25 protein-coding genes are annotated in these 23,313 nt (G+C 73.0%); 15 read left to right on the top strand and 10 right to left on the bottom strand.

Annotated features, from left to right (window positions below; genetic code table 11):
• From ABZX30_RS33795 to ABZX30_RS33775, 5 genes are all read right to left on the bottom strand, one after another.
• On the bottom strand, window positions 1–428 hold a 428-nt coding region (locus ABZX30_RS33795; protein WP_355940899.1), incomplete at its 3' end, for a TetR/AcrR family transcriptional regulator.
• Between the two features lie 71 nt (window positions 429–499).
• Window positions 500–772, bottom strand: coding sequence for a hypothetical protein (locus ABZX30_RS33790; protein ID WP_355940896.1), 273 nt, complete (start codon window positions 770–772; stop codon window positions 500–502).
• Window positions 773–808: 36 nt separating this feature from the next.
• Window positions 809–2,371, bottom strand: coding sequence for a hypothetical protein (locus ABZX30_RS33785; protein ID WP_355940894.1), 1,563 nt, complete (start codon window positions 2,369–2,371; stop codon window positions 809–811).
• Window positions 2,372–2,591: 220 nt separating this feature from the next.
• On the bottom strand, window positions 2,592–2,912 hold the full coding sequence (locus ABZX30_RS33780; protein ID WP_355940891.1) for a hypothetical protein: 321 nt from the start codon (window positions 2,910–2,912) through the stop codon (window positions 2,592–2,594).
• Between the two features lie 29 nt (window positions 2,913–2,941).
• Window positions 2,942–3,847 (bottom strand): NAD(P)H-binding protein, encoded by a 906-nt coding sequence (locus tag ABZX30_RS33775; protein ID WP_355940905.1) that lies wholly within the window; start codon window positions 3,845–3,847, stop codon window positions 2,942–2,944.
• A 146-nt stretch (window positions 3,848–3,993) separates the two neighbouring features.
• Here ABZX30_RS33775 and ABZX30_RS33770 point away from each other — a divergent pair, with 146 nt between their 5' ends.
• Complete coding sequence (locus tag ABZX30_RS33770) at window positions 3,994–4,863, top strand: LysR family transcriptional regulator (RefSeq protein WP_355940888.1); 870 nt, start codon at window positions 3,994–3,996, stop codon at window positions 4,861–4,863.
• 217 nt (window positions 4,864–5,080) lie between these two features.
• Here ABZX30_RS33770 and ABZX30_RS33765 read toward each other — a convergent pair whose 3' ends face one another.
• Window positions 5,081–5,905, bottom strand: a complete 825-nt coding sequence (locus ABZX30_RS33765; RefSeq protein WP_355940885.1) for a lysozyme — start codon at window positions 5,903–5,905, stop codon at window positions 5,081–5,083.
• A 104-nt stretch (window positions 5,906–6,009) separates the two neighbouring features.
• Window positions 6,010–7,491 carry an MFS transporter gene (locus ABZX30_RS33760; protein ID WP_355940883.1) on the bottom strand — a complete coding sequence of 494 codons (1,482 nt, stop codon included), beginning with the start codon at window positions 7,489–7,491 and terminating at the stop codon, window positions 6,010–6,012.
• A gap of 185 nt (window positions 7,492–7,676) precedes the next feature.
• Here ABZX30_RS33760 and ABZX30_RS33755 point away from each other — a divergent pair, with 185 nt between their 5' ends.
• The 6 genes from ABZX30_RS33755 to ABZX30_RS33730 are packed head-to-tail and all read left to right on the top strand — an operon-like array spanning window position 7,677 to window position 13,142.
• Complete coding sequence (locus tag ABZX30_RS33755) at window positions 7,677–9,317, top strand: ATP-binding protein (RefSeq protein WP_355940880.1); 1,641 nt, start codon at window positions 7,677–7,679, stop codon at window positions 9,315–9,317.
• Entirely contained in the window at window positions 9,314–9,721 is a 408-nt protein-coding gene (locus ABZX30_RS33750; RefSeq protein WP_355940877.1) for a roadblock/LC7 domain-containing protein, read from the top strand. The genes ABZX30_RS33755 and ABZX30_RS33750 overlap by 4 nt, the downstream gene beginning before the upstream one ends.
• Complete coding sequence (locus tag ABZX30_RS33745) at window positions 9,718–10,065, top strand: DUF742 domain-containing protein (RefSeq protein WP_355940875.1); 348 nt, start codon at window positions 9,718–9,720, stop codon at window positions 10,063–10,065. The genes ABZX30_RS33750 and ABZX30_RS33745 overlap by 4 nt, the downstream gene beginning before the upstream one ends.
• A gap of 13 nt (window positions 10,066–10,078) precedes the next feature.
• Entirely contained in the window at window positions 10,079–10,672 is a 594-nt protein-coding gene (locus ABZX30_RS33740; protein WP_355940902.1) for an ATP/GTP-binding protein, read from the top strand.
• Window positions 10,669–11,877 carry a cytochrome P450 gene (locus ABZX30_RS33735; RefSeq protein WP_355940872.1) on the top strand — a complete coding sequence of 403 codons (1,209 nt, stop codon included), beginning with the start codon at window positions 10,669–10,671 and terminating at the stop codon, window positions 11,875–11,877. Before ABZX30_RS33740 ends, ABZX30_RS33735 begins: the two co-directional genes overlap by 4 nt.
• 29 nt (window positions 11,878–11,906) lie before the next feature.
• Complete coding sequence (locus tag ABZX30_RS33730) at window positions 11,907–13,142, top strand: cytochrome P450 (protein ID WP_355940869.1); 1,236 nt, start codon at window positions 11,907–11,909, stop codon at window positions 13,140–13,142.
• A 4-nt stretch (window positions 13,143–13,146) separates the two neighbouring features.
• On the opposite strand, the gene ABZX30_RS33725 is transcribed toward ABZX30_RS33730, so the two are convergent.
• The 3 genes from ABZX30_RS33725 to pgm form a co-directional block, all read right to left on the bottom strand.
• Window positions 13,147–14,835 (bottom strand): FAD-dependent monooxygenase, encoded by a 1,689-nt coding sequence (locus ABZX30_RS33725; protein WP_355940867.1) that lies wholly within the window; start codon window positions 14,833–14,835, stop codon window positions 13,147–13,149.
• 175 nt (window positions 14,836–15,010) lie between these two features.
• Entirely contained in the window at window positions 15,011–15,451 is a 441-nt protein-coding gene (locus ABZX30_RS33720) for a hypothetical protein (protein WP_355940864.1), read from the bottom strand.
• A gap of 75 nt (window positions 15,452–15,526) precedes the next feature.
• Window positions 15,527–17,167 carry a phosphoglucomutase (alpha-D-glucose-1,6-bisphosphate-dependent) gene (gene pgm, locus ABZX30_RS33715; protein ID WP_355940860.1) on the bottom strand — a complete coding sequence of 547 codons (1,641 nt, stop codon included), beginning with the start codon at window positions 17,165–17,167 and terminating at the stop codon, window positions 15,527–15,529.
• Between the two features lie 123 nt (window positions 17,168–17,290).
• Between pgm and ABZX30_RS33710 the strand changes: the two genes are divergently transcribed.
• The 8 genes from ABZX30_RS33710 to ABZX30_RS33675 all read left to right on the top strand — a co-directional run bounded on the left by ABZX30_RS33710 (window position 17,291) and on the right by ABZX30_RS33675 (window position 23,165).
• Window positions 17,291–17,638, top strand: coding sequence for a hypothetical protein (locus ABZX30_RS33710; protein WP_355940857.1), 348 nt, complete (start codon window positions 17,291–17,293; stop codon window positions 17,636–17,638).
• A 238-nt stretch (window positions 17,639–17,876) separates the two neighbouring features.
• A complete protein-coding gene (locus tag ABZX30_RS33705) occupies window positions 17,877–19,013 on the top strand; it encodes a SchA/CurD-like domain-containing protein (RefSeq protein ID WP_355940854.1) in 1,137 nt (378 codons plus the stop codon).
• A 67-nt stretch (window positions 19,014–19,080) separates the two neighbouring features.
• Window positions 19,081–19,518 carry a cupin domain-containing protein gene (locus ABZX30_RS33700; protein WP_355940851.1) on the top strand — a complete coding sequence of 146 codons (438 nt, stop codon included), beginning with the start codon at window positions 19,081–19,083 and terminating at the stop codon, window positions 19,516–19,518.
• Window positions 19,515–20,783, top strand: a complete 1,269-nt coding sequence (locus tag ABZX30_RS33695; protein WP_355940849.1) for a beta-ketoacyl-[acyl-carrier-protein] synthase family protein — start codon at window positions 19,515–19,517, stop codon at window positions 20,781–20,783. Before ABZX30_RS33700 ends, ABZX30_RS33695 begins: the two co-directional genes overlap by 4 nt.
• Entirely contained in the window at window positions 20,780–22,030 is a 1,251-nt protein-coding gene (locus ABZX30_RS33690; protein ID WP_355940846.1) for a ketosynthase chain-length factor, read from the top strand. Before ABZX30_RS33695 ends, ABZX30_RS33690 begins: the two co-directional genes overlap by 4 nt.
• A 44-nt stretch (window positions 22,031–22,074) precedes the next feature.
• Complete coding sequence (locus ABZX30_RS33685) at window positions 22,075–22,332, top strand: acyl carrier protein (protein ID WP_355940843.1); 258 nt, start codon at window positions 22,075–22,077, stop codon at window positions 22,330–22,332.
• A gap of 1 nt (window position 22,333) precedes the next feature.
• Window positions 22,334–22,813 (top strand): SRPBCC family protein, encoded by a 480-nt coding sequence (locus tag ABZX30_RS33680; protein WP_355940841.1) that lies wholly within the window; start codon window positions 22,334–22,336, stop codon window positions 22,811–22,813.
• A gap of 19 nt (window positions 22,814–22,832) precedes the next feature.
• Window positions 22,833–23,165 (top strand): TcmI family type II polyketide cyclase, encoded by a 333-nt coding sequence (locus tag ABZX30_RS33675; protein WP_355940838.1) that lies wholly within the window; start codon window positions 22,833–22,835, stop codon window positions 23,163–23,165.
• Window positions 23,166–23,313: the final 148 nt, after the last annotated feature.

Below are 23,313 nucleotides of genomic sequence, written 5' to 3'. Positions count from 1 at the left end.
AGCATCAGGCTGTCGTTGATGCTGATCTTGCCGAAGTCGAGGCTGACCGTGGTCTGCGCCTTGTCGGTGACCCCGATGAGGTGGTCGACGCCGGCCGCCGCCGGGTCGAGCCGGAACCCGGCGGCGGCGTACCGGCCCGGGTGCTCGCGGGCGTAGTCGCGGTAGACGTTCGCCAGGGCGGTCAGCGCGTCCTTGCCCGCCCGTCCGGCCAGCGCGGCCGCGCCCCGGTCGGCGAGCTCCTCCAGGGCGAGCAGGGCGATCCGGGTCCTGAGGTCATGGGAGTTGCGCACGTGCGAGTACAGACTCGCGACCTTGACGTCGAACCGCCGGGCGAGCGCGGAGACGGTCACCTGGTCGAAGCCGACCTCGTCGGCCAGTTCCGCGCCCGCCAGGGTCAGGCGTCGCGGATTCAGTCCTGCGCGCGCCACGGCTCTTCCCTCTCGCTCGACAGGGCCGATTATGCGGTTGCCTAAAGCCTTTAGGCAAATCCCCTGTCGCCTTAGGCGCGCCTGACCGCCGTGAACAGACCGTCCCCCACGCCGTGCACCTGCACGACGGAGGCCCCGTCCCGCCGCACCAGCTCGTCGAACGCGGCGAGTTGCGCGCGGTGGCTCACCGCGTTGTCCACCGCGACGAGCCCGTACGGCGCGAGCACCCGGCGCAGGTGCGGCCAGTACGCCACGTAGGCGGGCCGTTCGGCGTCGAGGACGACGAGGTCGAAGGAGGCGTCGGGCGCCTTCGCCAGCACCTCCCCGCCGTCGCCGTGCACCACGGCTCCTGGACCCTCGTCGGCATCGGCCGGCCGCCCTCAGTAGCCGCTGGCCAGGGTCTGCGTCGTGTAGGCGCATTCCGTGTAGATGTAGCCGGAGCGGAGCTCGGCCGTGTCCTTGGCGGGCGTGGCGGTGCTGTCACCGTGCGGCTTGTGCACGAAGTACGTGGTGCCGGCCGGCAGGCTGATCGTCCGCTGCGGATAGTTCTTGCCGCCGCTGCAGGGCTTGAACCCGATCCCGATGGTGTCGGCGAAGGTGTAGGCCCGGCAGCTGCCGCACCCCTTGAGCGTGAAACTGCCGGTGACCGGGCCGGTGTAGAGGACGGTGACGTCGTCAGGGCTGTCGTTCTTGACCGTGACGGAGATGCTGCCGCCGGAGGCGGTGGTGGGGAGCTTCTTCCCGGCGGCCGGGATCGTCCGGGCGATTTCGGCGGCGATGGATATCTTCTCGGCCCGGTCCCGGTTCTTGCCGCGCTTGTGGCCGGCGACGTACTCGTCCATGGTCTTCCGGGCCGCGTCGAAGTCGCCGTCCTTGTACTGGTCGATCCCGCAGGCGTACTCCCCCGCGTCACCGCTCCGGCCGGCCCGGCCGGCGGCCTTGTCCAGGCCGTCGGCCACCTGCGTGGCCGTTCCCGACAGGTCGGTGATCCGGCTCTCCAGACCGCGCAGCCGCTCGACGGCCGCGCAGGGATCCGAACCGCCGACGGCCTTCTCCGCCTTCTTCACCGCCGCGTCGACGGCGGGTACGACCTTGCCCGCCGGCCCGGACCGCGGGAACGTGTCCAGGAGGTCGCCGAACATGGTGACCCAGTCCGCCTCGCCCCCGGCCAGGCTGCTCGAGCCGCACTCGTACAGGGAGGTGGCCAGCCGGTCGTCGGGCCATCGCGTCAGCGGGCCCAGGTGCTCCTTCGGCATGGTGCGGGGTACCGTGCGCAGGTACTTCAGCGGTTCGATCGCCTCGCAGTAGTCCTGGTGTCCGTACGCGGCGCCGACCGTCTGGTAGTAGGTCTTCATCCGGCCGGGCACCTGCCCGGCCGCGCGGGAGCCCGAGTGGTCGACCGCGAGGTCCCGGTAGACGTCCAGGGCGGTCCCGTAGTCGGACCTGGCCGCGGCGAACGTGTGCCCGCTGCCCGCCGTCACCAGGCGGTCGGCCCGCTCCAGGCGGTCGAGGAGCGACTGTTCCACGGCTTCCTCGCGCGCGTCGCCGTACCCGACGGCGGCACCGGCCGGCACGGCGAGGAGGAGCACACCGAGCAGCAGCGCCAGGGGCGCGCTCCCCGGCCAGGACAGCCGGGTGCGCAGCCCGGCGACCGCCCCGTGCACCGCCGCCAGCAGCAGGACCACGGCGTAGCCGGCGAGCGCCGCCGCCGGGACACCGTCGGCGTCGGCGGGCAGTGCCACCAGCAGCAGGACGACGGTCGCCACGCAGCACGCGGCCGTCTGCGTCCATCTTCGGATCAGCGCGTACCCGAGGCCGAGGCCGCTGAGGTTGAGCAGCGCGACCGCGGCCGCCCGCAGACGGTCCGGCGGCGCCGGCGGCGGGCTCGACGGCATGGGCGGCACGGCGAACTGCGGATACGGGCCGTACGGATTCCCGGACATGGTGGCTCCCCCCATACAACTGTGCCCGCATGTCTGCGGGTTGACAGTGTACGGGCAAGGAGTGCGAACCCGACAGAGGCATCCATAACGACGGCCCGGCCCACCGGGCGCCGCGGCGGACGGCACGGTTCACGCGGGCCGGCGGCCGGGCGCGGCTCTGCTCCTCGGTGACGAGGCGGACAGGTCGCCGCCCGCGTCGAGGCGGCGGCCGAACGGCGGGTCAGCCGATGTCGGAGTCGATGCCGGTGACCGCCGCGGGCCCCAGGGGCGCGCTGTCCGGGTCGAGGCCGGCGTCGCGCAGCGCGGAGTCCGCGAGGTCGCGGGCGTCCTCCTCGGCGTGGGCTTGGCTGTCCGCCTCCACGGACAGACGGATGGTGAAGGTGTTGTCGTCGTTGACGGTGAGGGCGTCCAGGTCCTCGGTGCTGCCCGTCCGAGTGGTGTGCGGATCGGCCGGCCGCAGTGCCCGGCTCAGCCGTGCTCGCTCGTCCTCATCGATCCCGCCGGTGAAGGTGCCGGGAACGGTGATCAGGTACGTGGTCATGACGATCCTTTCCTCGGATGTCACACCGCCTACCCCTCGGAGCCGGGGGCCATCACCGCCAAAAGGAGTACGTCCGCGCACCACTGGCGGAAGCCGGTGGGCGCGGTCTCGGGGGTACTGGGCTGACCGGCGCCGTAGAAGCCCTGCTCACGCAGCGCGTCCACCATGTCGGCCGCCCCCTGCGCCCAGCCCTCGCTGGCCCCGCGGCGCAGCAGCGTCGCCCTGTACTCCGCGCTGCTGACGGGCTGGAAGCGCACCGGGCGGTCCAGCACCTCGGAGACGACCCGTGCCATGCCCTCGGGGGTCAGGTCGTCGGGCCCGACCAGCGGGACGTCGTCCTGCCCGGTCCAGGAGCCGTCGAGCAGCAGCCGGGCCGCCGTGGCCGCGATGTCCCGGGTGGCACAGGTGCGCAGTACCCGGTCTCCGGCCGCTGCCAGGGAGAACACGCCCGCGGTACGGATCGGCTCGGTCTGGCCCAGCAGGTTCTCCATCAGGAACGGCGGGCACAGGGCCCGGTAGTGCACGCCCGTGGCGGCGATCGCCTCGTCCATGGCGAGCGACGCCGAGATCTGCCCGGCGTTCCTCGCCACCGACCGGCCCAGGGTCGAGACGGCGACGACCCGCTCGATGCTCTGGTGCGCGATCACCTCGCGCAGCGGCTCGGTGAAGGCATGGAAGTGTCCCTCGACGCTGTCGGCCGAGGGGGTCGGAGGCACCAGCCAGAACAGTCGGCCGGCGCCGGCGCAGGCCTCCTTCAGCACGGCCGGATCGGCATGCGATCCGGGCACCACCTCGACGTGCTCGCGTACCCGCGGGGAGAGGCGGGCGGGGTCGCGGGCGATCACCCTGAGCCCGGGTGCGCCGTCCGGGGCGTCGAGGAGACGGTCGAGGACCTGCCGGCCGATCTGACCGGTGGGGGTGGTGACGACGATCATGAACAACTCCACGTCAGGCTGGATACCGGGCTGTTCCGGATGACATCGAGCCTGCTGCCTCACCCGCGCGAACGGAAGGACCGATCCGCTCCCGCTTGTTACCCTGACGGTCATACCGACCGCAGAGAAACCCTGTAGGGAGAGGCGTGGATTCTCGCCTGCTGCGCTACTTCGTCGCCGTCGCCGAGGAACTCAACTTCGCCCGGGCCGCCGGGCGGCTGGGCATGTCCCCGCCGCCGCTGTCCCGCGCGATCCGCAGGCTGGAGACGGAGCTGGGCGTCACCCTCCTCGAGCGGACCACCCACCGGGTGGCGCTGACCCCGGCCGGAACGGTACTCCTCACGGAGGCGAGGATCGCCCTGGACGCCCTGGAGGCCGCCGGCCGCCGGGCCCGGCGCGCGGCCGCCCCGGAGCCGAAGCTGGTCCTGGCCGTCAAGGCCGACGGGGACGGGGGGCTGCTGGAGCCGGTGCTGGCGCGCTTCGCGGCCGAGCCCGCGGCCGTACCGGTCGCCGTCCGGCTGAGCGGCTGGCAGGAGCAGCCGCAGCTGCTGCGCCGCGGGGAGGCCGACGCCGCCCTGGTGTTCGAGCCCTTCGACCGCACCGGTCTGGATGCCGAGACGCTGGCCGCCGAACCGCGCGTCGTGGCCCTGGCCGCCGGGCACCCGCTCGCCGCCCGGGACCGTCTGGTCCTCGCCGACCTCGGACTGCGACCGGGCGATGTGCACCGGTTCGTCGAAGAGACGCGCGGCGCGGGCCGTGACCTGGCCCAGTTGCTCACGCTCGTCGGTCTGAGCGACCTCACCCCGCTGCTGCCCGCTTCGGTCGCCGCGCGCTACCCGCGCCCGGGCGTCGTCTACCGGCCGGTCGCGGACGCGCCGCCCGTGGTCCTGGCCATCGCCTGGCCGCAGCAGTCCCGCTCGACCGCCGTGGCGGCGCTCGTCCGCGCCGCCACGGCAGTGGCCGGGGCCGGGACCGGACGGGAGGGGAACCACTGCTCCCCCGCGCACCGCGGATAGAACGGACGCAGCCCTGACGACATGTCCGCCGGGCATCTCCCGACGCCCGCGGTCCCCTCACCGAGCCGCCCCCGGATCTCGTACACACCGTCACCGGCATGGGTTCGGGTGCGCGAAGGGCGCGCGTCCGGGTCCGGCGAGGCGTGGCCGCTACGGCCTGAGCGGCGCGGGGCCGCCGTCCGGCGGGCGCTGACAGCGACGTCGGCGGGACGTCACATCACCCGGTGGCGAACTCCCGCAGTTTGTCCGTGGAGCCGTTGAACCTGTCGTGGTCCCCCACCGTCGGTCCGGTCGAGGTGTACTGCCACATGGTGTACGCGGACCAGCCGGCCGGCAGGTCGCCCACCGTCGAGGCGTACCGGGCGATCCAGAGCGGGTTGGCCGCGGCGAAGCCCGCGTAGTTGCCCGTACAGGTCTTCCACCAGCTGGTGGCGGTGTAGATCACGGCGGCGCGGCCGGTGCGGGACTTGTACCGGTTCAGGAAGTCCCGGATCCAGGTCACCATCGCGCTCGGTGTCTTGCCGTAGCAGTCACCGCCGTAGGGGTTCCATTCGATGTCGAGCACACCGGGCAGGGTGACGCCGTCCTTGCTCCAGCCGCCACCGTGGTCGACGAAGTAGTCGGCCTGGGCGGCGCCACCCGTGGTGTCGGGCGTGGCGAAGTGGTAGGAGCCGCGGACCATGCCGACGCCGTGCGCACCGGTGTACTGACCGGAGAAGTAGGGGTTGGTGTAGTAGGTGCCCTCGGTGGCCTTGGTGTAGGCCCATCTCACGCCGCTGTTCCACAGCGTCGACCAGGCGACGTCGCCCTGGTAGCTGGCGACGTCGACGCCTTCGGTCTGGCCGGCGCGCGGGCCGCCCGGAGCGGGGCTCGAGCCGTCGTGGGCCAGGACTCCCATGCCCATGTAGGCGGAGCCGCGGGCCGGGGAGGTGTCGTTGTCGAGGGCGGAGGCGGGCACGGTGAACGAGGGGAGGAGCAGCGCCAGCAGAGCGGCCGGGACGGCGGCGGCGAACAGACGGGCGCGCTGGGGATGAAGGGCCATGAGTGGTCGCACAGTCATCATCCGACCGGCTCGCGTGCCTCGTCGCACGCCATGTACCGCCGTACGACGGCCCATCGGCAGCAGAAGGCTCCGTACGGATGACGTCAGCCCTGGCCGGCGTGGGTATGGCTGTGCGGCACCTCGGGCGAGCAGGATCGCGAGGCCTGCCTGCGGTCGCGCAGCCAGTCGTGGACCGCCAGACCCAGTGCGCACAGCACGGGCAGGACGCCACAGCCGACGGCGAGGGCGACGGCGGTGCGGTAGTCATGGGGGTGGGTGCCGAGCACCACGTAGAACAGCCCGGGCAGCGCCGCCGTACCGACCGCCCCGCCCAGACGCTGTCCCGTCTGGAGCGCCCCGCCGGCGGCTCCCGCCATCCGTACCGGGACCTCCCGCAGGGTCATCGTCACGTTGGGGGAGATCACGCACCCGCTGCCCACGCCGCCGAGGAACAGGGCGGGAAGGGCGAGCCACACCGAGCCGCCGCCGGGCACGAGGCGCAGGACGAGCGCCGTCGCCCCCAGGCCCAGGGCGACGGCGGCCAGCCCGTACACGGTGAGCAGCCGGCCGAACCGTTCCACCAGGCGGCCGGCGATCGCCGCGGCCAGGGCCGAGCCGATGGCGAACGGTGTCACCGCGAGCCCGGAGCGCAGCGGGCTGTACCCCTCGCCGTTCTGGAAGAACAGGGCGAACACCAGCCACACCCCGCTGAAGCCGACGAAGTACAGCGTGGCGATGGCGGCGCCGATGGCGTACCCGCGGGTCCCGGTCACCAGCCGCGGTTCGAGCAGCGGCCGGCCGTCACGCACCGCGACCCGGCGTTCCCACCGGGCGAACGCGGCCAGGATGCCGAGTCCGAGGAGGAACAGCCACCACAGGCGCCGTACCCCGCCCGACTCCGCCAGTACCAGGGGCAGCATCAGCGCCAGGACTCCGCAGCCCAGCAGCAGCACGCCGCCCAGGTCGAGCCGCTCGCGCCGGCCCGGGGCCACTGGCGGCAGCAGCCGGAGGGCGAGGAAGAGCGCGAGGGCGCCGACGGGTACGTTCACGTAGAAGATCCAGCGCCAGCCCTGGGGTCCGTCCGCCAGCTGGAGGATCAGCCCGCCGGCGACGGGGCCCACGGCGCTGGAGATGCCCACGGTCGCCCCGAAGAGGCCGAAGGCCTTGCCGCGGTCGGCTCCGCGGAACATCTGCTGGATGAGGGCGGAGTTCTGCGGGGCGAGACAGCCCGCGGCGACGCCCTGGGCCAGCCGGGCCGCGACGAGCAGGCCGATCGTGGGGGCCGCGCCCGCCGCGGCGCTGCACCCGACGAACGCGCCGAGCGCCAGCAGGAAGACGCGGCGCCGGCCGATCGTGTCCCCGATCCGTCCCGCGGTCACCAGGACCAGGGCGAAGGTCAGGGCGTAGCCGGAGACCACCCACTGGATGGCCGGCGCCGAGGCGTGCAGGTCCCGCTGCATGGAGGGCAGCGCGACCGCGACGATCGTGACGTCCAGCAGGCTCATGAATCCGGCGACCAGCGTGACCGCCAGGGCCTTCCAGCGCCTGGGGTCGCTTCCGTCGTCCGTCCGGGTGCCCGGTTCCACTGGCTCGCTCCTGTGCCCTGTCGTCATGTCATACCGGCGAGTACCCATTTGTTTTGTGCAATGGCTGCAGAACCTTTCCAATCAGATCAAGAACTCTCGTATAGTGACGCCCGGTTGCGCACCAAGCGTCACCACTCACTCACATCTGCCGACCATCACGTCGGCAGCTGCCCTAGGACCACTTGATGACCGCGCCCACGCCTGACGGCGAACGCCCCGTCCTCCGCACGATCGCCCCCGCACTGGCGCTGACCGGCACCCTGTCCGCGCTGGTCATCGTCACCGCGGTCGACCTGGCGCCGCCGTCGGTCCGCACCCCCCTCGCGTGGGGGGCGAGTGCCGCGGCACTGGTGCTGTGCGCGGCGGTGGCGTCCGCCGTCCACGCCGTGCGGGGCGAGCGCGGCGCCCGCCGCAGGCTGGAGACCGTGACCCAGGACCTCGGCCGGCTCCTGCAGCAGCAGGCCCGGGCGACCGAGGAGTCCCGGCAGGAGCAGCAGCGCCTGATCGACGAACTGGCCGAGCAGCGAGCCGAGTTGACCGCTTCCTTCGACCAGGAGCTGACCCGGCTCGAGACGGAGGCCGCGCAGGAGCTCGACCGCCTCGACCGGGAGAACACCCGCCTCGCCGCGGAGCTCGAGCGCGCCACCCGGGAGCGGGCGGCGGCGATCGCCGCGACGTCCAGCGCGGCCGGCCGTATGCAGGCGCTGGCCACCGCCACCCTCGCCGACCTGCGCGCGATGGAGGACCGCCACAGCGACGAGGAGGTTCTCGCCGACCTCCTCCAGCTCGACCACCGCACCGCGCAGGCCGGCCGGCTCGCCGACTCGATCGCCGTCCTCACCGGCGCGCGCACCGGTCGGCGCTGGGCGCGGCCGATCGCGATGGAATCGATCCTGCGCGGGGCGATGGGCCGGATCAGCGGCTACCGGCGGGTGCGGGTCCACTCGGTCAGCGACCAGGCCGTCGCCGGTCACGCGGCCGAGGGCGTGATGCACGCGCTGGCCGAGCTGCTCGACAACGCCGCCAACTTCTCGCCCCCGACGGCCGAGGTCCACGTGTACGTGGAGGAGGTGCCGGCCGGCGTCATCGTGTCCGTCGAGGACAGCGGACTGCTGATGGGTGACGTCCAGCTGCGCCGCGCCGAACAGGCGGTGGCCGGTGACAGCTCCGAGCTGGGCGGTCTGACCGGCACCCGGCTGGGACTCGCCGTGGTGGGCCGGCTGGCCCGCAAGCACGGCCTGCGGGTGTCCTTCCGGCCGTCCGCGCGCGGCGGCACGGGCGTACTGATGATGATCCCGCAGGAGATCCTGACCGGCCCGCACCCGGTCGAACCGCCGGCCTCCGTCGCGTCACCCGCCACCGGGCGGACGCGCCCCGCCGAGCCGGACGCCCCGGCCCCGGCCGCCGAGGTGCCCGTGCCGGACCCGGCCCCGGTCCACCGGGCCGCGGACGACGACGGGGACGACCCGGCCGATCAGGCCGACCTGTCCGTGATCCTGCCCAAGCGGCGCCGGGGCCGCACCCTCGCCGCCGCCGAGCGGGCGCGGTCCACGGCCGGCACCGGCGAGCCGGTCCGCACCTCCCCGGCCGCCGCCGGGCCGGGCCGTACCCCGGCCGTCGACGACGCCAAGGTGCGCGCCGCCCGCTTCAGCAGCTTCCGCCGGGCCGTACGCGCACCGGCCGCGGACCACACCGTGCCGGACCACGCCGTGCCGGACGTCTCGGACCACACCGTGCCGGACCACACCGCCTCCGGCGACACCGCGCCGCCGCGCACGAACCCCTCCCACCCGCAGGCCCACCCGGAAGGCGACACCACCTCATGACCGGCAGGACCACCGTCGACGAGAAGCTCACCTGGCTCATCGAGGGTCTTCTGGAGCGCACCCCCGGCGCACGCCACGCGCTCGTGCTCTCCCGCGACGGGCTGAAGCTGTGCCGCACCACGGAGCTGACCGTCGACCAGGCCGACCAGCTCGCGGCCATCGCGGCCGGCATCCAGTCGCTGTCGCACGGGGCGTCCGTGGAGTTCGGCGACGGCAGCGGAGGGGTGCGCTCGGCGATGACCGAGTTCTACGGGGGCGTGCTCTTCATCGTGGAGGCCGGCGAGGGTGCCCACCTCGCCGTCGTGACCACGGAGGACGCGGACCCCGGGCTGGTGGGACACAACATGAGCGAACTGGTGGAGCAGCTCGGCGAGCACCTGAGCGCTCCGCCGCGCGCCTCATGAGCCGGCCGGGCCGGGACGACGCTCCCGACCGCCTCTACACCATCACCGGTGGACGCAGCCGGTCCGGTCCCGACAACCCCTTCGACCTGGTCACGCTCGTCGTCGCCGAGTCCGCGCCGGTCCCCGGGATGCAGTCGGAGCTCGCGGCGATCCTGCGCCTGGCCGAGTCCCCGACCTCCGTGGTGGAGATCGCCGCCGAACTGCGGCTGCCCGTGAGCATCACCAAGGTCCTGCTGAGCGACCTCCTGGCGGCGGGCCGTGTCAGCGCCCGCCACCCCCGAAGAGCGGCCGTATACGACCCCGACATCCTGGAGCAGGTGCTCGTTGGACTCCGTAACCTCTGACGCGCGCACCCCGCTGGGTGCCTCCGCCGACAACGGTCTGAAGATCGTGGTCGTGGGCGGTTTCGGCGTCGGCAAGACCACGCTGGTCCGCTCGGTCAGCGAGATCCGTCCCCTCAACACCGAGGAGACGATGACCCAGGCGGGCGAGGCGGTCGACGACATCCGGCAGGTACGCGGCAAGACCGCCACCACCGTCGCCTTCGACTTCGGCCGGATCACCCTGGACGCGCGCAATGTGCTGTACCTGTTCGGGGCGCCCGGCCAGGAACGGTTCTGGTTCCTGTGGGACCGTCTCTTCTCCGGCACGCTCGGCGCGGTCGTCCTCGTCGACACCCGGCGGATCGGCGACTCCTGGTACGCCATCGACCGGCTCGAGCACCACGGCACGCCGTTCATCGTGGCCTGCAACGACTTCGGCGGGCCCGCGCACGCGCCGGGCGCGGTCCGCGAGGCCCTCGACCTGGACCCGGACGTGCCCCTGGTCGACTGCGACGCCCGCTCCCGCGAGTCGAGCAAGCAGGTGCTCATCACCCTGGTCCAGCACATCAAGCAGCACTACACCGGCCGGTCCGCCCCGGCGGCCCTGCCCCGACAGGAGTTCGTGTGACCCCCGACGCCGTCCCGCTCAGCGGCCCGCGGTTCCAGACCGAGCCCGCCCGTCTGTACCGGGAGATACGGCGCGAACACGGCGCCGTCGCCCCGGTGCTGCTGGACGGCGACGTGCCCGCCTGGCTGGTGCTCGGCTACCGCGAACTGCACCAGGTCACCGGCGACCCGGTGCTGTTCAGCCGCGACTCCGACCTGTGGAACCAGTGGGACATGATCCCCGCGGACTGGCCGCTGCTGCCGATGATCGGCCGCAAGCAGCCGTCGATCCTCTACACCGTCGGCGAGCGCCACCGGCAGCGCGCCGCGATGATCAGCAACGCCCTGGAGGCGGTGGACCCGTCCGCCCTGCGCGGCCACGCCGAGCGGTTCGCCGACGAACTCGTCGACGTCGTGTGCACCGTGGGCACGGCCGACCTGATCGGCCAGTACGCGATGCTGCTGCCGGTGCGCGTGCTGGCCCGGCTGTACGGCTTCTCCGACGAGGAGGGTCCGAGCCTCGTCACCGCCCTCAACGACATGATCGACGGCAGGGAGCGGGCCATCGCGGGCCAGACCCATCTGGCCGGCTCGATGGCGCAGCTGCTCGCCGACCGCCGGGCGGCACCGGCCGACGACGTGGTCTCCCGGATGCTCGCCGACGACAGCGGCTTCAGCGACGAGGAGATCGCCCAGGACCTGATGGTGATGATGGCGGCCGGGCACCAGCCGACCGCCGACTGGATCGGCAACTCCCTGAGGCTGATGCTCACCGACGACCGCTTCGCCGCCTCCCTCTTCGGCGGCCGCAACAGCGTCGCCGAGGCCATGAACGAGGTGCTGTGGGAGGACACGCCGAGCCAGAACATCGCCGGCCGCTGGGCCTCCCGCGACACCCATCTCGGCGGCCGCCGCATCCGGGCCGGCGACCTGCTGCTGCTCGGCCTGCAGGGCGCCAACTCCGACCCGCAGGTCCGCACCGACGGCTCGGCCCTGACCGGCGGCAACAACGCGCACTTCTCCTTCGGCCACGGCGAGCACCGCTGCCCGTTCCCCGCGCAGGAGGTCGCCGAGGTGATCGCGCGGACCGGCATCGAGGTCGTCCTGGACCGGCTGCCGGACATCGATCTGGCGGTGCCCGCCGCATCCCTCACCCGTCGGCCCTCGCCCTGGCTGCGAGGTCTGACCGAGCTGCCCGTGCGTTTCACGCCCGTCCCCGCCCTCTGATCCCGCCCCGCCCTGGGAGGCATGTCACGATGACGACCGGTACCGAAGTATCCCGGATCGCGCTCGACCCGCTCGTCACCGACCTGGACGGCGAGAGCGCGGCGCTGCGCGCGGCCGGCCCGCTCGCCGCGGTCGAACTGCCGGGCGGCGTCCCCGTCTGGGCCGTCACCCACCACGCCGAGGCCAAGGCGTTACTCACCGATCCGCGTCTGGTGAAGGACATCAACGTCTGGGGCGCCTGGCAGCGCGGGGAGATCCCGGCGGACTGGCCGCTGATCGGCCTGGCGAACCCGGGCCGTTCCATGCTGACCGTGGACGGGGCGGACCACCGCCGGATGCGCGCACTGGTCGCGCAGGCGCTCACCCCGCGCCGGGTGGAGCGGATGCGGGAGCGGATCACCGAGCTCACCGAGGAACTGCTCGACCGGCTCCCCGCGGCCGCGGGGGACGGGGGCGTCGTCGACCTCAAGGCGGACTTCGCCTATCCGCTGCCCATGTACGTCATCGCCGACCTCATGGGCCTCGAGGAGACCCGGCTGCCCCGGCTGAAGGTGCTGTTCGAGAAGTTCTTCTCGACGCAGACCCCGCCCGAGGAGGTCGTCGCGACCCTGACGGAGCTGGCGCAGATCATGGCGGAGTCGGTGGCCGCCAAACGGGCGGCGCCGGGCGACGACCTGACCAGCGCGCTGGTCCTCGCCACCGAGGACGGCGACCGGCTCACCGACGAGGAGATCGTCTCCACCCTGCAGCTGATGGTCGCCGCCGGCCACGAGACGACGATCTCCCTGATCGTCAACGCCGTCGTCAACCTCTCCACCCATCCCGACCAGCGCGCACTCGTGCTGTCCGGCGAGGCGGACTGGTCGGCCGTGGTCGAGGAGACCCTGCGCTGGTCCACGCCGACCTCGCACGTCCTGATCCGCTTCGCGACCGAGGACGTGCCGGTCGGCGACCGGGTGATCCCGGCGGGCGACGCGCTGATCGTGTCGTACGCCGCGATAGGCCGGGACGAGAAGGCGCACGGGCCGACCGCGGGTGACTTCGACATCACCCGCGAGTCGAGGAACCGTCACATCGCCTTCGGTCACGGCCCGCACGTCTGCCCGGGCGCGGCCCTGTCCCGGCTGGAGGCCCAGGTGGCGCTGCCCGCCCTGTACGCCCGCTTCCCCGGACTCGACCTGGCCGTGCCCGCGTCGGAGCTGCGCAACAAGCCGGTGCTGACGCAGAACGACCTGTTCGAGCTGCCGGTACGGCTGAGCTCCTAGGGCCTCACTCCTGGGTCCCGGGCTTCCGGTTCCGGGCCAGGACCGTGGTCAGGACGTCCGCGAGGACCGCCGCGGGGTCCTCGGCCGGGCCGGGCGCGCGCCAGGCCACGAACCCGTCGGGGCGTACGAGAACGGCGCCCCCGGGTGTCGTGCCGTGCAGCTCCGACCAGTTCGCGTCGTCCTCGGGGGCCAGCTCGGCGCCGGGTCCGGTGCCCACGCGGTACGAGGTCAGCGGGACCGGCATCTCTTCGGCGAGGCGAGTGGCGGCCTCGTGCCAGCCGCCCGCCCCGCCCCCCGCGCCCGCGTCACTGAGCAGGACCAGGCCGCGCTCGTACAGGTCGAGGGTGGAGATCCGCTCCGAGCCCCGCCGTACCCACAGGTGCGGGGCCCTGCTGCCCGGTTCACCGGTCAGGCGCAGCCCCTCGGGGACGACGGGGGTGGTCGGGTCGGCGTCGACGACGGCGCCCTGCGGGTAGCGGTAGCCCAGGGCGACGTTGAGGATGCCGCGCTGCGGGCCGCCGCCGCCCATGCCGGGGGCCGGGGCGAAGCCGGGGTGGCTGTGCTCGACCGAGCGGTTCGCGGCACGGGCGCTGGTCGCCTCCGCCACGGGGCGGCGCTCGGCGTCGTAGCTGTCCAGCAGCCCCTCCCCCGCCCAGCCGCCGAGCACCGCGGCCAGCTTCCACGCGAGGTTGTGCGCGTCCTGGATGCCGGTGTTGGAGCCGAACGCGCCGGTGGGGGACATCTCGTGCGCCGAATCGCCGGCCAGGAAGACGCGCCCCGACCGGTAACCGCGGGCGACGCGCTGGGCGGCGTGCCAGGGCGCCCGGCCGGTGATCTCCACGTCGAGGTCCATGTCGCCGACCGCGCGGCGGATGTGGTCGATGCACCGTTCGTCGGTGAACTCCTCCAGCGTTTCGCCGTGTTCGGGGTGCCAGGGGGCGTGGAAGACCCAGTTCTCCCGGTTGTCCACCGGCAGCAGCGCCCCGTCGGCACCCGGGGTGGTGAGGTAGCAGACGATGAACCGGCGCTCCCCCACGACGTCGGCGAGGCGGCGGGAGCGGAAGGTCATGCTGATGTTGTGGAACAGGTCGCCGGGCCCGCTGTGCCCGATGCCGAGCTGCTCCCGGACGGGGCTGCGGGGGCCGTCGGCGGCGACGAGGTAGTCGGCGCGGACGGTGGTGTGCTCGCCGGTGTCGCGGCTCTTGACCACCGCGGTGACGCCGGCGGGATCGGCGTCGAACGACATCATCTCGGTGTGGTACCGCAGGTCGCCGCCGAGGCGGACGGCGTGCTCGAGGAGCACCGGTTCCAGGTCGTTCTGGCTGCACAGACACCAGGAGCTGGGGCTGAAGCGGGCGAGGCCGCCGCCCGGGTCGATCTCCTTGAACAGCCATTCGCCCGCGTCGCCGACCAGGGTGGGCGTCTGCAGGATGCCGTGGTTGCCGGCCAGCGTGGCCGCGGCCTGCCGGATCCCGGCCTCGACGCCGGCCACCCGGAACAGCTCCATCGTCCGTACGTTGTTGCCGCGTCCACGGGGGTGGATGGATGTGCCGGCATGGCGTTCCACCAGCGTGTGCGGCACCCCCAGCCGGCCCAGGAACACCGAGGTCGACAGGCCGACCAGGGAACCGCCGACGATGAGGACGGGGACCCGGTGAGTGCCGGGCTCGGCGGAATCGGCTCTTTCCTTCATCACTCGCCTCCAGCGCGTCGTATGCACCGACTCGGCCGGATACGGCCGTGATTCTCATGCATGCCCCGCGAGACGGGGGCGGGCTCGGTGTTCTTCACCCGCCCGGAGGGCGTCCGATCCGCTTAGTTGGTGGTTTGAGCCGCCCCGGGGGCCGGCCGAGGCCGGCCCGCGGGTGTCAGATCCGCCCGCCGGTGAGACGGGTGAGGGGGCCCTGCGCGGGGCGCCCGGCACGGCGGCCCACCGCGTACGAGGCGGCGCTCACGGCCGTCAGGCCGGTGCCCACCGCCACCGCGACGAGCTTGCGCTGGGCGATCACCGTCCAGGCCGTCCGGGCCGTGGCCGCCACCTGACCGGAGGCCGCGACGACCACCCGGCGGCCCGCCTCGAGCTTCTCGGCCCCGGCGTGCACGGCCCCGGACGCCGTCTCGGCCACCGTGCCGGCGGCGCGCGCGGTGCCGTCCTCGGCCGCTGACGTCACGTCATCCGTCTTCGCGGTGGCCTTCTTCGCGCCCTGGGAGACGGGAGCCGTCGCGTCGGCGGCGGTCCGCCGGGCCTTGGCCGCCGTGGCCCGCTGGGAGCCGGTGTCTCGCTTCGTGTCGTTGTTCGATTCAGTCATGGACATCGCCTTGCCGGTCCCGTCCGCGGCAAACAGGACCGGCCCGCCCGGCGTGAACCGGCCTCGTTCGCGGCCTCAGCCGCCGAGCGCCGCCAGCACCACGGTCTTCGCCTCCTCCTGCACCCGGGCGAGGTGGTCGGGGCCGAGGAACGACTCGGCGTACACCTTGTAGACGTCCTCCGTGCCGGAGGGCCGGGCCGCGAACCAGGCGTGCTCGGTGGTCACCTTGATGCCGCCGATGGCGGCGCCGTTGCCCGGCGCCTCGGTGAGCACGGCGGTGACCGGTTCCCCGGCCAGGGTCTCGGCGGTGACCTGAGCCGGGGACAGCTTGGCCAGCAGGGCCTTCTCCTCGCGGGAGGCGGGGGCGTCGATGCGGGCGTACGCCGGTTCGCCGAAGCGGGCGGCCAGTCCGGCGTAGTGCTCCGAGGGTGTCTTCCCGGTGACAGCGGTGATCTCGGAGGCCAGGAGGGCCAGGATGATGCCGTCCTTGTCCGTGGTCCACACCGAGCCGTCCCGGCGCAGGAAGGACGCGCCGGCCGACTCCTCGCCACCGAAGCCGAGGGTGCCGCCGAGCAGTCCGTCCACGAACCACTTGAACCCGACGGGCACCTCGGCCAGTTCGCGCCCGAGGTCGGCGGCGACGCGGTCGATCATCGAGGAGGACACCAGCGTCTTGCCGATTCCGGTGCCGGCGGGCCACTGCTCACGGTGCCGGTAGAGGTAGGCGATGGCGACCGCGAGGTAGTGGTTGGGGTTCATCAGGCCCGCGTCCGGGGTGACGATGCCGTGCCGGTCGGCGTCGGCGTCGTTGCCGGTGGCGATGTCGAAGCGGTCTCGCCCGGCGATCAGGGAGGCCATCGCGTAGGGCGACGAGCAGTCCATGCGGATCTGGCCGTCCCAGTCCAGCGTCATGAACCGCCAGGTGGGGTCGGTGTGCGGGTTGACCACCGTCAGGTCGAGACCGTGCTGCTCGGCGATCCGGCCCCAGTAGGCGACGGACGCCCCGCCCAGCGGGTCCGCGCCGATGCGCACACCGGCCGCCCGGATCGCGTCCAGGTCGAGGACGGTGGGCAGGTCGGTGACGTACGTGCCCAGGAAGTCGTACCGGCCGGTCGTGTCCGCGGCGAGCGCCTTGGCACAGGAGATCCGCCGTACGTCCTTCAGGCCGCCCGTGATGATCTGGTTGGCCCGGTCCTGGATCCACGCCGTCGCGTCCGAGGCCGCCGGTCCGCCGCTCGGCGGGTTGTACTTGAATCCGCCGTCGGCGGGCGGGTTGTGCGAGGGCGTGACCACGACCCCGTCCGCGAGACCGCAGGTGCGGCCCCGGTTGTGGGTGAGGATGGCGTGCGAGACCGCCGGGGTGGGCGTGTACCCGTCGGCGCTGTCGATCAGCACCGTCACGCCGTTGGCGGCGAAGACCTCCAGCGCGGTCACCCTCGCGGGCTCCGACAGCGCGTGGGTGTCGGCGCCCAGGAAGAGCGGCCCGTCGGTGCCCCTCTCCGCCCGGTACTCGCAGATGGCCTGGCTGGTGGCGGCGATGTGGTCCTCGTTGAACGCGCTCGCCGTCGACGATCCGCGGTGTCCTGACGTACCGAACGCCACCCGCTGCCCGGGCTCGGCCGGGTCCGGGTGCAGCGCGTAGTACGCGGTGACCAGCCGGGCCACGTCGACAAGATCCTCGGGACCGGCCGGCGTGCCCGCTCGCTCGTGCGGCATGGGTGCGTTCCTCCGCTTCGGTGGTGATGTTCCGCTCGGCGTCTCATCTTTCCCCCTCGGGGCGCCGGTACGCGAGTACCGGCTCGAGTCTGCCCCCGGCGACGGCCGCCCGCGCCGCCCGAGGTGCGGGACGAGATCGCCGAGCGGCGCCCGCTGCGACGGCGGCAACAGCTCGACCGCGCCCGCGCGGCAGCTGACCGGGCCGTACGGAGGCTGCGCGAGAAGCGCACGGAACAGTCGGAGTCGGAGGCGCGCCTGAGGCGGGCCCAGGACCGTCACACCGAGGCGCTGGAGCAACTCACCACCGCCGAGCGGCAATGGGACCGGGCCCGCGAGACGCTCCGGCGGTCGGAGCGCGAGCGGCAGCGCGCGGAGCGGCAGCACGAGTCGGCCGCCGAAGCGCTGGCGCGGGACGAGCGGGACGCCCGCGAGGCCGCGGAGCAGGCCGACCGTCTCGCCGCCGACTCCTGACGGGGCGGGCCGTCGTGCCGGCCGTCGTGCCGCCCCGAACCGGCCGACCGGACGAACCCGGACGGAGCACCCTTCACCCACTTACCCCGCTGCGTTCGTGGTGTGGCACGGCACGGCGCACGATCGTGTCCAGGCGACCGGCGTGCTTCCTTGCGCGGCACGACGGCCGCCGTCCCGTTCCGCCCACCGGCTGCCCCTGGCGACAGGCGCAGGGGCCCGCGAAGGAGATGCGCGCAGGATGACCACCACGACCGAACGCGTTTCAGAACTGTCGGCGCGACAGGTGCCGCACCATGTCTCCCAGTCCGTGTTCGACGGCTCCAGGCTCCGGGTCGTCCTGCTGATGGACGTCTACGACGGAGCCCAGCAGCAGTTCCTGGACGCGTACGACCAACTGTGCAGCCAGGTCGCCTCCGTGCCCGGTCACGTCAGCGACCAGCTGTGCCAGTCGATCGAGAACCCCTCCCAGTGGCTCATCACGAGTGAGTGGGAGAGCGCCCCGCCCTTCCTGTCCTGGGTGAACAGCGAGGAGCACGTCCGGATGGTGCAGCCGCTGCACAGCTGCGTCCGGGACACCCGGTCGCTGCGCTTCCACATCGTCCGCGAGACCGGTGGCCCGGCGGCGGACGCAGCGGCCGGCAAGCGCCGGCTCCAGGCGGCCCCCCGGATCGGTGACGGCGTGGTCCGCCACGCGCTCACCTTCACGGTCAAGCCGGGCAGCGAGGAGAAGGTCGCCCGGATCCTCGCCGGCTACGCCTCCCCCGAGCCGCAGGTCGACGACGCCACCCGGCTGTGCCGCACCTCCCTGTTCATGCACGGCAACCGGGTCGTACGGGCCATCGAGGTGCGCGGCGACCTGCTCACGGCACTGCGCCACGTCGCCCGGCAGCCCGAGGTGCGGGCCGTCGAGGAGGCCATCAACCCCTATCTGGAGCAGGACCGGGACCTGGACGACCCGGAGTCCGCCCGGGTGTTCTTCACCCGCGCGGCCCTGCCCGCCGTCCACCACGTGACACACGCCAAGGACGTCCCCGAGGCGGAGCGGCACGCCCTGTACTACCCGGCCCGGGAGGGACGCGGCATGCGGCTGGCCGAGGTCCTCGCCCAGCAGGACGCGGTGGCGGCGAAGGACACCCGCAGCCCGATCCTGCGCAGCACCGTCTTCGAGCGCGACGACGTCGTGGTGCGGCTGGTCGACATGCGGGGGTCCATCGAGGCGGCCGACCCGGTCGTCGTCCTCGGCCTGCCCGAGCCGTCGCAGGCGGCCGAGCTCACGACGCTTCTCGAGGCGGGCGCGAAGAGCGGTGACCCCGCGCGTCTGCTGGAGTCCGCCCGCATGGCCCTCATCACCGACCGCCGGTCCCCCGAGGTCTGACCGGCAGCACACGGCCCGCGACGGCCACACCCCGCACGTCGACGCAGCACAGCATCGGAGGAACGTCGTGATCAAACCCCGTCCCAAGATCGTGGACCTCAGCGAGATCGAGCCGAACGTCAGGCGCGGCGGCGACCTGCGCGCCATGCTCACCCCCGCCACGGTCGGCTCCACCAGCGGTTTCATGGGCGTGGCCATCGTGCAGCCCGGCGACCGCATCGCCGAGCACTACCACCCGTACTCCGAGGAGTTCGTCTACGTCGTCTGCGGGCGGCTGGAGGTGGACCTGGACGGTGAGCCCCACCCGCTGCGGCCCGAGCAGGGGCTGATGATCCCCGCCCACATGCGCCACCGCTTCCGCAACGTCGGCGACGTGGAGGCCCGGATCGTCTTCCACCTCGGCCCGCTGGCCCCGCGCCCGCAGCTCGGCCACGTCGACACGGAGGAGACCGAGCCCGTCGCGGTCGCCGCCGAGGGGGCCGACGTGGGCGGGAGCCGGTCATGACCAGGCGGGTGGCGGTCACCGGCATAGGCATCGTGGCGCCCGGCGGCATCGGTGTTCCGGCCTTCTGGGACCTGCTCGCCGACGGCCGTACCGCGACCCGGGGCATCACGTTCTTCGACCCGGCCGGACTGCGTTCGCGGATCGCCGCCGAGTGCGACTTCGACCCGGCGGCCCACGGACTGGACGAGGAGCAGACCGCGCGGGCGGACCGGTACATCCAGTTCGCCCTGGTCGCGGGCGCCGAAGCCGTCCGCGACTCCGGCCTCGACCTCGCCCGGGAGAACCCCTGGCGGGTCGGGGTGTCGCTGGGGACCGCCGTCGGTGGCACCACCCGGCTGGAGCACGACTACGTCCTGGTCAGCCACCGCGGCGAGCGCTGGGACGTGGACCACCGGGAGGCGCAGCCGCATCTGCACCGGGCGTTCTCGCCGAGCACGCTCGCCTCGGCGGTCGCGGAGCGGTTCGGGGCGTGCGGTCCGGTGCAGACCGTCTCCACGGGCTGCACCTCGGGTCTCGACGCGGTCGGATACGCCTTCCACACCGTCGAAGAGGGCCGGGCCGACATCTGCATAGCCGGCGCCTCCGACTCACCGATATCGCCGATCACCATGGCGTGCTTCGACGCGATCAAGGCGACCTCCCCCAACAACGACGACCCCGCCCACGCGTCCCGTCCCTTCGACAACGACCGTGACGGGTTCGTCATGGGCGAGGGCGGCGCGGTGCTCGTCCTGGAGGAGCTGGAGCACGCCCGGGCCCGCGGTGCCCACGTGTACTGCGAGCTCGGCGGCTACGCCACCTTCGGCAACGCCTACCACATGACCGGTCTGACCAGCGAGGGTCTGGAGATGGCCCGGGCGATCGAGGCCGCCCTGGACCACGCCAGACTCGACGGCACCGCGATCGACTACGTCAACGCGCACGGCTCGGGCACCCGGCAGAACGACCGGCACGAGACGGCCGCGGTGAAGCGGGCCCTGGGCCGGCACGCCTACGACACCCCGATGAGCTCCATCAAGTCGATGGTGGGTCACTCCCTCGGCGCGATCGGGGCGATCGAGGTCGTGGCCTGCGTGCTGGCCCTGGCCCACCAGGTGGTACCGCCCACCGCGAACTACGAGACCCCCGACCCCGAGTGCGACCTGGACTACGTCCCGCGCGTCGCCCGCGAACGGAAGCTGAACAGCGTCCTGTCCGTGGGCAGTGGGTTCGGCGGCTTCCAGTCCGCGGTGATCCTGACCCGGACCGGGGAGAGGACACCATGAGCGAACCGTATCCCCGGCGTGCGGCCGTCACCGGAATCGGTGTGGTCGCGCCCAACGGAACCACCGTGGATGCCTTCTGGAAGTCCACCCAGGAGGGCGTGAGCGTCCTGGACCGGGTCAGCCGCGAGGGCTGTGAGCACCTGCCGCTGCGGGTGGCCGGCGAGGTCCGCGACTTCGAGCCGGCGGGCGCGGTCGAGGAGCGGTTCCTCGTCCAGACCGACCGGTTCACGCACTTCGCGATGGCCGCGGCGGACCTGGCGCTGGAGGACGCCCGCCTCGGCCCGGCCGACACCGGTGACATGCCGTTCTCGGTGGGCGTGGTCACCGCGGCCGGTTCCGGCGGCGGTGAGTTCGGCCAGCGTGAGCTGCAGCGGCTGTGGGGCAAGGGCAGCCGGTTCGTCGGCCCGTACCAGTCGATCGCCTGGTTCTACGCCGCCAGCACCGGCCAGATCTCCATCCGCCGCGGCTTCAAGGGGCCCTGCTCGGTGGTCGCCGCCGACGAGGCAGGCGGTCTGGACGCCCTCGCCCACGCAGCACGGGCCGTGCGGCGCGGCACCGAGGTGATCGTGGCCGGTTCGACCGAGGCGCCGCTGGCGCCGTACTCGATGGTCTGCCAGCTCGGTTACCAGGAGCTGAGCACCGTCGGCGATCCGGCCGAGGCCTACCGGCCGTTCACCGGCCGGGCCTGTGGGTTCGTGCCCGCGGAGGGCGGCGCGATGCTGGTCGTGGAGGAGGTGGCCTCGGCCTGGGAGCGGGGGGTGCCGGTGCGGGCCACTCTCGCCGGGCACGCGGCGACCTTCACCGGCGCCTCACGGTGGGAGGCGTCCCGGGAGGGACTCACCGCGGCGATCCGCGGGGCCCTGGACGAGGCCGGCTGCGCCCCGGAGGAGGTCGACGTGGTCTTCGCCGACGCCCTCGGGGTGCCGGCCGCGGACCGGGCCGAGGCGCTGGCCATCGCCGACGCCCTCGGCGCCCACGGCAGGCGGGTGCCGGTCACGGCGCCGAAGACGGGCACCGGGCGGGGCTACTGCGCGGCGCCCGTGCTGGACACCGCGGCGGCGGTGCTCGCCATGGAGCACGGCCTGGTCCCGCCCACCCCGAACGTCTTCGACGTCTGCCTCGACCTCGACCTCGTGACCGGCCGCGCCCGCGCCGCGGAGCTGCGCACGGCGCTGGTGCTCAGCCGGGGCCTCATGGGGTCGAACTCGGCGCTCGTGCTGCGGCACGGCGCCGCCGACGCCTCGTAGCGAGGTCGCCGGAGCGGAACCCAGCAAGGAGAGAGAGGAACGACATGAGTGCCCAGATCACTGTCGAAGAACTGTCCGAACTCATGAAGAAGGCGGCCGGGATCACCGTCAGCCCGCAGGAGCTGACGGACCGGCGCGACACCGCCTTCGGCGAGTTCGGCATCGACTCGCTCGGCCTGCTCGGCATCGTGGGCGAGCTGGAGAACCGGCACGGCACGCCGATGCCTCCCGACGCGGAGCGCTGCAGGACACCCCGGCAGTTCCTCGACCTCGTCAACAGCACCCTTCTGGCAGGAGCCTGACATGGCCGGACACACGGAGAACGAGATCACCATCGCCGCACCGGTGGACCTGGTGTGGGACATGACCAACGACGTGGCGAACTGGCCGCAGCTGTTCAGCGAGTACGCCTCCGCCGACATCCTGTCCCAGGAGGGGAACAGAACCACCTTCCGGCTGACGATGCACCCCGACGAGAACGGCACCGTGTGGAGCTGGGTCTCGGAGCGGGAGACCGACCGCGCGGCCCTCACCGTCAAGGCCCGCCGGGTGGAGACCGGGCCCTTCGCGCACATGGACATCCGGTGGCGCTACGAGGAGGTTCCGGGCGGCACCCGGATGATCTGGACCCAGGACTTCGCGATGAAGCCTCAGGCGCCGGTCGACGACGACTGGATGACCGACAACATCAACAAGAACTCCAAGGTCCAGATGGCCCTGATCCGTGACCGGATCGAGAAGGCCGCCGCCGAGCAGGGGGCCCAGCCGGGCCTGACCGACTGAAGCCGGACGGAGAGACACCGTGCACCAAGCCCTGATCGTGGCCCGGATGGCCCCCGGATCGGCCGCCGGCATCGCGGAGATCTTCGAGGACTCGGACCGGGGGGAACTGCCGCACCTCGTCGGCGTGGCCCGGCGCAGCCTCTTCCAGTTCGGCGATGTGTACCTGCACCTCGTCGAGTCCGAGCAGGACCCCGGCCCGGCCATCGCCAAGGTGACCGGGCACCCGGAGTTCCGGGGCATCAGCGAGCGGCTGTCGGCGTACGTCAGCGCCTACGACCCTCAGACCTGGCGCTCGCCGAAGGACGCGATGGCGCACCGCTTCTACCTCTGGGAGCGCGATCGCGCCGCCTGACACCGCCGTCCGTCCCCTCGGACGGCCACACCGGCCGCCGGGGGCGCCCCGGGGCGGGGCCCCCGCCCCGGGTGAGGGGTTTAATTGTGCATAGGCGGCCGGCGGAGCCCGCGGCGGGGGGGGATGAGCCGGTTCTGATGAATTCTCG

The organism is Streptomyces sp. NPDC004542, from assembly GCF_040610035.1.
Lineage (GTDB): Bacteria > Actinomycetota > Actinomycetes > Streptomycetales > Streptomycetaceae > Streptomyces.
Note: the sequence above shows the minus strand (reverse complement) of the source record. Positions and strands in the feature narration are given on the sequence as shown.